This window comes from Streptomyces sp. NRRL S-118 (genome assembly GCF_000716335.1).
GTDB lineage: Bacteria > Actinomycetota > Actinomycetes > Streptomycetales > Streptomycetaceae > Streptomyces.
Genome location: NZ_JOBL01000270.1, coordinates 1 through 9,894, shown reverse-complemented (window position 1 = coordinate 9,894; position 9,894 = coordinate 1). Strand labels below are relative to the sequence as shown.

The 9,894-nt window shown below is 75.4% G+C and carries 4 protein-coding genes and 1 pseudogene; all 5 read right to left on the bottom strand.

Translation table 11 applies throughout. The features are described from left to right. Nucleotides 1-277 (bottom strand): annotated as a pseudogene (locus IH00_RS0103115) (crotonyl-CoA carboxylase/reductase); the annotation flags it as partial. A gap of 61 nt (nucleotides 278-338) precedes the next feature. Next, a complete protein-coding gene (locus IH00_RS0103110; RefSeq protein ID WP_031069248.1) occupies nucleotides 339-1,061 on the bottom strand; it encodes a class I SAM-dependent DNA methyltransferase in 723 nt (240 codons plus the stop codon). A 20-nt stretch (nucleotides 1,062-1,081) separates the two neighbouring features. Further along, nucleotides 1,082-2,356 (bottom strand): activator-dependent family glycosyltransferase, encoded by a 1,275-nt coding sequence (locus IH00_RS0103105; protein WP_031069246.1) that lies wholly within the window; start codon nucleotides 2,354-2,356, stop codon nucleotides 1,082-1,084. 16 nt (nucleotides 2,357-2,372) lie between these two features. After that, complete coding sequence (locus IH00_RS0103100) at nucleotides 2,373-3,779, bottom strand: cytochrome P450 family protein (protein WP_031069244.1); 1,407 nt, start codon at nucleotides 3,777-3,779, stop codon at nucleotides 2,373-2,375. Next, the gene (locus IH00_RS45210; RefSeq protein ID WP_420710852.1) at nucleotides 3,776-9,757 is read right to left on the bottom strand and encodes an SDR family NAD(P)-dependent oxidoreductase; all 5,982 of its coding nucleotides are present in this window, start codon (nucleotides 9,755-9,757) and stop codon (nucleotides 3,776-3,778) included. Before IH00_RS45210 ends, IH00_RS0103100 begins: the two co-directional genes overlap by 4 nt. Nucleotides 9,758-9,894 lie beyond the last annotated feature (137 nt).

Sequence of the window (9,894 nt, the reverse complement as noted above, 5' to 3'; positions counted from 1 at the left end):
AGGACCACACCGTGTTGTAGTTCACGGAGCTGGCCATCACCGCCACCAGCGCCTCGCCGGGGCCCAGTTCCGGTATCGGCACCTCCTGGACGTGCAGCGACTTGCGCGGGTCCTTCTCGGCGCTCGCCATCCCGGCGAACATCTCCGTCTCCTCCTTCCGGAGGGTCACGGCCCTGAAGGACTCCGGCAGTTCGAGGGCCGCGAAGTCGGCGGAGACGGCCGACGCCGAGCCCCCCTGTCCGGAGAGCGAATGGATCGCCTCGACGATGTGCCGCATCCCGTGTCCCCCGCCGTGTGTCATGCCGTGTGCCATGCCGTGTGCCATCCCTCGTCGCTTGTCAGGCGCGAACGCCGATGAAGAGTCCGCGGTCGGTGGCGGCCTGCGGGAGGTACTCGACGGACAGCCCCGCCGCGGCGAACGCCGCCTCGTACTGCGCACGCTCGAAGAGCGTGATCCGATGGGTCTCCTTCAAGTGCTCCACCCCCTCCCCCGGTACGCCGACAAGGTAGTCCACATCGATCCGGGTCGCGCCGTCCTCGAGCGCGGAGTGGGAGAAGCGCGCGATGGTGCGGCCCTCGGCCTCGACGAGGCTCGCGCCGACGTACCCCGGCGTGAACGTCTCCGGGAACCACCAGGGATCGACGATCACGACGCCGCCGGACGGCAGGTGCGCGGCGAACCGGCCGATCGCCGCGTCCAGTTCCCGCTGGTCCCGCATGTGGCCGATGGAACTGAACATGCAGATCACGGCGTCGAAGCGGCGGCCGAGGGCGAAGTCCCGCATGTCGCCCCGGTGGATGCGGACGTCCGGATTGCGCCGCTGCGCGATGGCCAGCATGTCGGGGGACACCTCCACCCCGGCCACCTCCTCGAAGATCTCACCGAGGTGCCGCAGGTGCATCCCCGTTCCACAGGCCACATCGAGGAGGGAGCGGGCCCGGGGACGCCGCTGGGTGACCAGCGCGGCCAGCTCCTCGGCCTCCGCCTGGTAGTCCTTGCCTTTGCCCTGGTGCACCAGGTCGTACAACCGGGCTATGTCGCCGCTGTATTCGAGGTTCATGGGGGGCTCCTAGGGCGGGATCAGGCGCGGCGGTGCGCGGCGGTGAGGCGTTCCAGGCGGGGGACGAGCGCCGCCGGGGTGGGCGCGGCGAGCATCTCGTCGGCGAGGCGGCGCGCCGCCGCGGCCATCTCGCGGCTCTCCAACGCCTGCACGACGGCGCTGCGCAATGTGTCCACGCCCAGCTTCCCCGGGTCGAGGGCGATACCGGCGCCTGCCTCGGCGAGTTGATGTGCCTTCAGGGGCGCGTCCCAGAGGGAGGCCACGACGATCTGCGGGACGCCGTGCAGGGTGGCCGTGAAGCAGGTGCCCGCGCCTCCGTGGTGGACGATCGCGGCGCAGCTCGGCAGCAGGGCGTCCAGCGGGACGAAGTCGACGACGCGCACGTTGCCGGGCAGTCCCGCGGAGTCCGGGAGCTGCCCCGCGTCGAGCGTCGCGACGATCTCGGCGTCCACGTCGGCCAGTCCGGCCAGCAGTTCGTGGAACGGGACGTCGTCCGTGCCGTACGTCTCCCGGGTGGAGACCCCGAGCGTGATGCAGACCCGGGGCCGGGTGAGCGGCTCGGACAGCCAGCCGGGAACGACCGAGACGCCGTTGTACGGCACGAAGCGCATGGGCACGACCTCGCCGTCCACCGGCAGCCGTAGGCTCCCGGCGCCGGGGTCGATGGTCCACTGCCCGGCGAACAGTTCCTCGATCGTGTCCTCGCCGGCGGCGAGGCCGTGGCGCTCCAGGGTCCACGTGAGCCATTCGCCGACCGGGTCCTCGCGCTGCTCGACGGGGCGCTCCGCGAGCAGCCGGGTGAACTGCTGCCGCGCGTTGAGGACCACGTCCGGGCCCCACAGCAGCCGGGCGTGGGCGGCGCCGCAGGCGTGCGCGGCGACGGGTCCGGCGTAGGTGAAGGGCTCCCACAGGACGAGGTCCGGCTTCCAGGAGCGGGCCAGCGCCACCATGTCGTCGATGGTGCTGTCGCCGTTGAGCGGCGAGAAGCACATGGCCGACATGATCGTCTGCTGCCCGAGGGCGTGCTCCCAGGACAGCGGCTCGTCGCGGGTGTCCACGAAGTCCATGCCCTGCTGGTAGAGGACGAGGTCGTCGCCGATCTCGGTGATCAGCTCGATGATGGCCCCGTCGTCGCCCACGGGTACGGCGGTCAGCCCGGAGCCGGTGATGGTGTCGGTCAGCGAGGGCTGGCTGGCGACCCGTACGTCGTGTCCGGCGGCGCGCAGCGCCCAGCCGAGGGGGACCAGGTTGTAGTAGTGCGTGTTGTGCGCGAACGACGTCAGCAGGATACGCATGGGGGGCACTCCCTCCTCAGTTCTGTGCGGCGGTGGCGGACAGGTCACGGGCCGCCCGGTCGGCGGCGACGGGGAAGCGGGCATGTCCGTGCAGAACCGGTGAGCGGCGGCGCCGGACGGCCGGTCCGGCGGCACGCAGCCCGGGGAGCCGTGCGGCCAGCGCACCGAGCGCGGCTTCGGCGACCGTCCTGACCAGGGGTCCGGCGAGGCGGAAGTGCAGGTCGCCGGGGAGCCCGAAGGGCCCCGGCACGGACCCGGACGCGGACAGGGCTGGGCGCGACGACGTTCGCGTGGACGCGGCCGTCGGTGCGGGCGTCGTGAGGTCGAAGGGTGCGGCGGTGAGAGGCCGGCCGTCGCCGTGCGGGGCGGTGGGGCTTGCGCCGGTGGCGGCGGCCGTGCTGCCGCTGTCCGCGGACCCGGCGGCGGGAACGCGGTTGACGGCGGCGACGAGGATCACGACGCGGCCGCCGGCGGGGATGCGCTCCCCGGCGACCTCCGTGTCCTGGCGGGCGACCCGCCGTTCCAGACGGACGGGCGGGGCGGCACGCAGCGTTTCCGTCACCGCGGCGGCCGCGAGGCGGGGGTCCCGTGCGAGCTCGGCCCACTGTCCGGGATGCGCCAGCAGCTCCTGTACGGCGTTGCAGACGAGGGTGGTGGCGGGCTCGGCGGCGCCGACGGCCAGGGCGCGGGCGGCGGCGACCGCACCGGGTTCCCGGCCGGCCGGTGTCCCGCGCAGGACGGAGGCCAGTACGGCGGCCAGTTCGGCTTCCGCGCGCGCCCCCGCCACGGCGTCCGCGAGGAGCTGCGGGCACAGGAGACCGTCCAGGGTGCGGCGGCAGCCGGCCAGCGCCTCGTCGAACACGGCCGCCGATTCCTCCGGCACGCCGAGCTGTTCGCGGAGGACCAGCGCGGGCAGCCTGCGGGCGTACGCGTCGACGAGGTCGACGGTGCCGCCGGCGGCGAGGGTTGCCTCCACACCGTCGAGCAGTGCGTGGGCCCGCCGCTCGGCCGACTCGCGCAGCGCCCGCTCGTGCGGCGCCGGCATCAGAGGCCCGCCCCAGGCGGTGAGGGCCCCGAACCGTTCGTACGTGGCGCGGTCCGCGTCGAGCGCGGTGCCGGACAGCGGCAGCTCCCGCGCGCCGGGGCGCCGCCCGTCGGCCGTGAGCCCGTCGAAGGCCGGTGAGGCGATCACTTCGTCGGCGACGGCCCTGCCGGCCGTCACCCACGTGTCGAGCGGCTCGCTGCGGAAGAACGGCCCGTGGGCCCGTATCCGCTCTTCGTACGGCGTCGGGTCGGTGACCTCGGCGCGCAGCAGAAGCGCGTACGGGTCGTCCTGGGTACCCGCGAACCACTGGGCCGCGCGGGTCAGTTGCAGGCGACGGCCGGCGGCGGCCGGGTCGTCCGTGATCGGTGCGGGGCTCACTGGTCCCTCTCGTCGTCGGTGGTTCCGGTCGCCGGGCGGCCGTCCGCGGCCGGGAGGAGCAGGCCGTCGAGCCAGTCGAGGACGGCGCGTGCGGTGGCGGGCGCGTACTCGCCCATCAGCGTGAAGTGGGTACCGGGCAGCGCCGCGGCGGTGTGGGCGTACTCCCAGCGCGACTGCCAGCCGTCCGGTGCGCCGGTCCACTCGCCGAGGGGCTCGGAGGCCCGGAGGTGCAGGACGGGTGCGCGCGTGGGCCGCGGCTTCCAGTCGAGCAGCATCCGGTGGTAGGCGCCCATGGCGGTCAGGCGGGTGTCGTCCAGGGGGACGGCGGAGCGCCCGGCGACCCATTCGAGCATCTCGTGGCGCCATACGCCCATCGCTCCGGGGTCGCTGGGCGTGTAGACGTCGATGAGGACCAGGGCGGCGGGCCCGCCACCGTCCTCTTCGAGCCGGCGGGTGAGGGCGTGGGCCAGGTTGGCCCCCGCTGAGTGCCCCAGCAACACGAAGGGCCGCCCGGCGGTGTGGCGGGCGAGCGCGGCGGCCTGCGAGCCGAGGAGCGCGTCGAGCGAGGCGGGGAGCTTCTCGCCGTGCTCGAAGCCGGGCTGGGGCAGTGCGGTGACGTCGCACCGGCCGTCGAGGGCCCGGGCGAGGGAGAGGAACTCGTGCGGGCCCGACGCGACGGACGTGCCGGCGCAGCCGATGATCAGCGGCCGGGTCGGCCGGCTCAGCCGATTCTGCTCACTCCGCTGCCTCTGCCGTGGCTGCCGGCTCTGCCGGTCGGGCCCGGTCCCCTGGTCGGGTCGGGGCTGTGGGCTCTGCCGGTCGGGCCCGGTCCGCTGGTCGGGCCGGGTCCGCGGACGGGGCTCGTCGGGCCCGCCCGGCCGGCTCGGCCGATCCGGTGCGGCGGTGACGGGGGCACCGCTCAGGACGACCGGCGTCAGGGGCTGTTCGTCGGCGGTCCGGAAGGCGGGACGGAAGGCGGCGGCCGCGGCGAGGAGGTCGACGGCCTCACCGACCCGGCGGGTACGGACGGCCTCCTCGTACAGGACGGTGAAACTGCTCCGTACCGGCGGTTGGGCGGCACCGCCGCCCGTCCGGTCGGGCGTGCGGTCGATGCTGCCGTCGTCCCGGTCCGCGGTCAGCAGACCGGCCAGGTGGCCGGCGAGCGCACGGGGTGTGTCGTGGTCGAAGAGGACGGTGGCGGGGAGTTCGACATCCAGCGCCGCGGCGAGTCGGCGGCGCATCTGGACCGTGGCCAAGGAGTCGAAGCCGAGCTGGAGGAACCGCTCGTCGGCCGGAACGTCCCGCGGGTCCGGGTGCCCCAGGAGGTCGGCCGTCTCCTCGCGGACCAGCGCGAGCAGGGCGGCCGGGCGCTCGTGGGGGTCGAGCCGTTCGATGCGCCGGCCTGGGGTGTCGGGTGCCCCGGCCGGTCGGCCGGTACGGGTGGCGGCTCCCGGTGCGGTCGCCTCCTCGGGGGCGCCCGGGTGGGCGGGGGCGGGGCGTGTGTCCGGCAGCTCGGAGATCAGGGGGCTGGGCCGGAAGGCGGTGAAACCGTCGGCGAACCGGGGCCAGTCCATGTCCGTGACGGTGAGGCAGGCGTCCTCGCCGCCGATGGAGCGGGCGAGCACGTCGAGCGCCGCCGCCGGGGCCATGGCCCGTACGCCGCGGCGGCGCAGGTACTCGGCACCGTCGCCGTCACCCATGCCCTCCCCCGCCCACACGCCCCACGCGAGGGAGGTGGCGGGCAGGCCGTCGGCGCGGCGGCGCTGGGCGAGGGCGTCGAGTTCGGCGTTGGCGGCGGCGTACGCGCCCTGCCCGGCGCTGCCCCACACCCCGGCCCCGGAGGCGTACAGCACGAACGCGTCAAGGTCGTGGGAGCGTGTCAGCTCGTCGAGGTGCCGCGCGCCGGCGACCTTGCCGGAGCAGACCTCGGCGAAGAGTCCCGGGTCCGTCCCGGTCAGGGGGCGGACCTGCGGAACGCCGGCGGCGTGGAAGACCGCGGTGAGCGGGGTGTCCGCCGGGACGGCGGCCAGCACCTCGGCCAGCGCGTCGCGGTCCGCGACGTCGCACGCGGCGAACGTCACCTTGACGCCGCGTTCCAGCAGCTCGGCTTCGAGCGCGGCAGCCGCTCGGCCGCGGCCGCCGCGCCGGCCCACGAGGAGCAGGTGCTCCGCGCCGTTGCGGGCCAGCCAGCGGGCGAGGTGCCCGCCGAGCGCCCCGGTGCCGCCGGTGACGAGGACCGTGCCCCGCGGCCGGTAGCGCGCAGTGCCCGGTCGCGGCGCGGCGCGGACCAGCCGGCGGCCGTGGCCGCCGGAGTCGCGGACCGCGACCTGGTCCTCGGCGCCGCCGAGCAGCCGGACCGCCTCGGCCCAGTGGGTGTCCTGCGCGGCCCCCGGCAGATCGATCAACCCGCCCCAGCGGACGGGCATTTCGAGTGCGGCGGTACGGCCGAGCCCCCACAGCTGCGCTCCGGCGCCCGTGGGCCGTTCGTCGCGGTCCACGGCCACCGCGTCCTCGGTCACGCACCACAGGCGAGCGGGCACCGCCTCATCCTCCATCGCCTGGGCCAGGAACAGGGTCGCCAGCACTCCTGCGGCCACCGGGCCGTGCTGGGGATGCTCCCGATCATCGGTGCCGAGCAGCGACAGCACGCCCGGGACGGGGGCGACTGTGTCACTCTCCATGTCACCTCCGGGCTGCGGCGCCGGCAGGGCCCGTACGAGGGCGGCGGCCAGCGAGGACCGGTCCGCCGAGTCCACGTCGACCGGGAGCGGGATGACGACGGCGCCCGCGCCGGTCAGGGCCCGCTCGGCGGCCCGGGCGAGCTCGGCGCCCCGGCCGCGGTCCGGGTGGACCAGCAGCCAGGGGCGGCGCGGAGGGGTGGCCGGGCGCTCCGGTGTCGCGGGGGGCGTGTCCCGGCCCGGGGCCGCGGGCGAGGCGTCCCGGCTCGGAGCCGCGGGCGACGCGCCGTGGCGCCTGTCCCCGCCCGGCACCACGGACAGGGGCCGCCAGGTGGTGCGGTAGCACCAGTCGGGCAGCGCGCGCCCGGCGGGGGCGGCGGGTTCGATCCAGTACCGGCGGTGCTGGAAGGCGTACACCGGCAGGGGGACGCGCCGGGCTCCGGATCCCGCGAACAGCGCGGTCCAGTCGACACCGGCCCCCATGGTGTATGCCGTGGCGGCCGCCCTGAGCACGGTGGTGCTCGCGGAGGGCGGCGCGGAGGCCGGGGTCCCCGCCCCCTGGCCGGAGCGGCCCAGTACGGGCACCAGTGCGACCTCGGGGTCGTCGGCGAGGCACTCCCCGGCCATCGCAGTCAGTGCCCCGCCCGGGCCGAGCTCCATGAACGTCGTGACGCCCTGCGCGCGTGCCGTCCGTACGCCGTCGTGGAACCGGACGGTCCGCCGGACGTGTTCGACCCAGTGGTCGGGACGGCGCAGTTCGTCGGACGCGACGGGCCGTCCGCCGGTCGCGTGGGCTACGACCGGGATGTGCGGGGCGTGGTAGCTCAGACCTTCGGCGACGCGGCGGAAGTCGGCCAGCATGCCGTCCATGAGGGGCGAGTGGAAGGCGTGGCTCACGCGGAGCCTCTTGGTGGCGCGGCCCAGGGCGGCGAACCGCGCGGCCAGTGCCGTCACCGGCTCCTCCGCGCCTGATATCACCACGGCATCGGGCCCGTTGACCGCCGCGATGCCCACGGGTGCGGTGCTGCGGGCCAGCAGCTCCAGGACCTCCGTCTCCGACGCCCGCACGGACACCATGGCCCCGCGTTCCGGCAGTTCCTCCATCAGCCGGCCCCGCGCGGCGACCAGGGCGCAGGCGTCGTCCAGGGCGAGGATCCCGGCGGCGTGCGCGGCGGCGATCTCGCCCACGGAGTGCCCGAGCAGCCGGTCGGGGCGCATGCCCCAGCTCTCCAGCAGCCGGAACAGCGCCACCTCGACGGCGAAGAGCGCGGCCTGCGTGTACCGCGTACGGTCCAGCAGCTCCGCGTCCCCGCTGCCCGGCGCGGCGTCCAGCACGGCCGACAGCGGCCGCTCCAGCCCGGGGTCGAGCCGCCGGGCGACCTCGTCCACGGCGGTGGCGAACACCGGGAAGGCGGCGCGCAGATCGCCCGCCATCCCGGGGCGCTGGCTGCCCTGCCCGGTGAACATGAACGCGAGCTTGCCGTCGCGCCGGCGTACACCGCTGATCACGTGCGGGGAGCGCCGGCCTTCCGCGACCGCGCGCAGGGCGTCCGCCAGCTCGGCACGGGTGGAACCGAGCAGGACCGCACGGTGCTCGAAGGCGCTGCGGGTGGCAGCCAGCGAGTAACCGACGTCGAGCGCACTCGGGTCGGGCGCCTCGCGCACGTGCCGCTGGAGACGGTCGGCCTGGGCCCGCAGGGCGGCCTCCCCGCGGCCCGATACCACCCAGACCACGGGCATGGGATCCACGGGGGCCGTCACGGGCACGGCGGCCGGCGCGGGCACAGGTGACTCGGGCACAAGGGCGGGCGCGTGGGACGACCGGGCACCGGTGGTCGCGGGGGGCGACTGCGCACCGGTGGGCGCGGGCTGGGGCGCGTGCGCAGGAAAAGGTGCAGGGGAGGGCGCTTCCTCCAGGATGACGTGGGCGTTGGTCCCGCCGACGCCGAAGGCGGAGACCGCGGCGCGCCGGGGACTGCCCGCCCGCTCCTCCCAGGGGACGGTCTCCGTCAGGAGCCGTACCGCGCCCGCCGACCAGTCCACGTGTGGGGTCGGGGTGTCGGCGTGGAGGGTGCGCGGAAGCACTCCATGGCGCATGGCCTGCACCATTTTGATGACCCCGCCGACACCCGCGGCCGCTTGCGCGTGCCCGATGTTGGACTTCAGCGACCCCAGCCACAACGGCCGGCCGGGGCTCCGGTCCTGGCCGTACGTGCCGATGAGCGCGCCCGCCTCGATGGGGTCGCCGAGCCGGGTGCCGGTGCCGTGCGCCTCCACCGCGTCCACCTGGTCGGGCGTCAGGCGGGCGTCGGCGAGCGCCTGCCGGATGACCCGTCGCTGGGCGGGGCCGCTGGGTGCGGTCAGTCCGTTGCTGGCGCCGTCCTGGTTGACGGCCGAGCCGCGTACCAGGCCCAGCACCCGGCGGCCGTCCCGCTGTGCGTCGCCGAGCCGCTGGAGCACCAGCACACCGACGCCCTCCGCCCACCCTGTGCCGTCCGCGTCCGCCGAGAACGCCTTGCACCGCCCGTCGGCCGCCAGCCCCTTCTGCCGGGAGAACTCGACGAAAGCGGCCGGGTCCGGCATGACCGCCACCCCGGCGCCCAGGGCCATCTCGCACTCACCGCGCCGCAGCGCCGCGACCGCCACGTGCAGCGCGACGAGCGACGACGAGCAGGCCGTCTCGATGGTCATGGAGGGGCCTTCCAGCCCGAGGGCGTACGACACGCGTCCGGAGAGCACCGCGTCGGCGCTGCCTGTCAGCAGGTGCCCCTCCGACCCCGCGGGGACCCGGCCCGGGTCGGAGGCGTAGTCCGAGTGCGCCGCTCCGACGTACACCCCGGTGCGGCTGCCCCGCAGTGTCAGGGGATCGAGCTCGGCCCGTTCGAGGGCCTCCCAGCAGACTTCGAGGAGCTGCCGCTGCTGCGGATCCATCACCACGGCCTCCCTCGGCGAGATGCCGAAGAAGGGAGCGTCGAACTCCGCGGCACCGGTCAGGAACCCGCCTTCACGGCAGTACGTGGTCCCCTGCGCCTCCGGGTCGGGGTCGTACACGCCGTCCACGTCCCAGCCTCGGTCGGTGGGAAACGGCCCGACCGCGTCCGTCCCGCCGGCGACCAGTTCCCACAGCGCCTCGGGCGAGTCGACGCCGCCGGGGTAGCGGCAGGCCATTCCGACGATGGCGACGGGCTCGTGGGCGGCTTCCTCGAGCTCGCGGTTGTGCCGCCGGAGCCTCTCGGCCTCCTTCACGGAGGTGCGCAGGGCCTCCACCAGCTTCTCGGTGGAGGTCTGGGCGGAGGACATGGGCATGAGGGGGTGTTCCTCTCGGAGCGGGGGCGGAGCGGTCCGTACGGACGGACGGGGGAGACGTGTGCGGGGACGGACGGCGCTGACGGCGGAGGCGGAGGATGCGGATGGAGGGGCGGATGCGGGGGCGGGGT

Excerpts from the sequence above, each read along its gene's own strand:
- IH00_RS0103110 (WP_031069248.1), bottom strand. The coding sequence starts at position 1,061 with ATGAACCTCGAATACAGCGGCGACATAGCCCGGTTGTACGACCTGGTG.
- IH00_RS0103105 (WP_031069246.1), bottom strand. The coding sequence starts at position 2,356 with ATGCGTATCCTGCTGACGTCGTTCGCGCACAACACGCACTACTACAAC.
- IH00_RS45210 (WP_420710852.1), bottom strand. The coding sequence starts at position 9,757 with ATGTCCTCCGCCCAGACCTCCACCGAGAAGCTGGTGGAGGCCCTGCGC.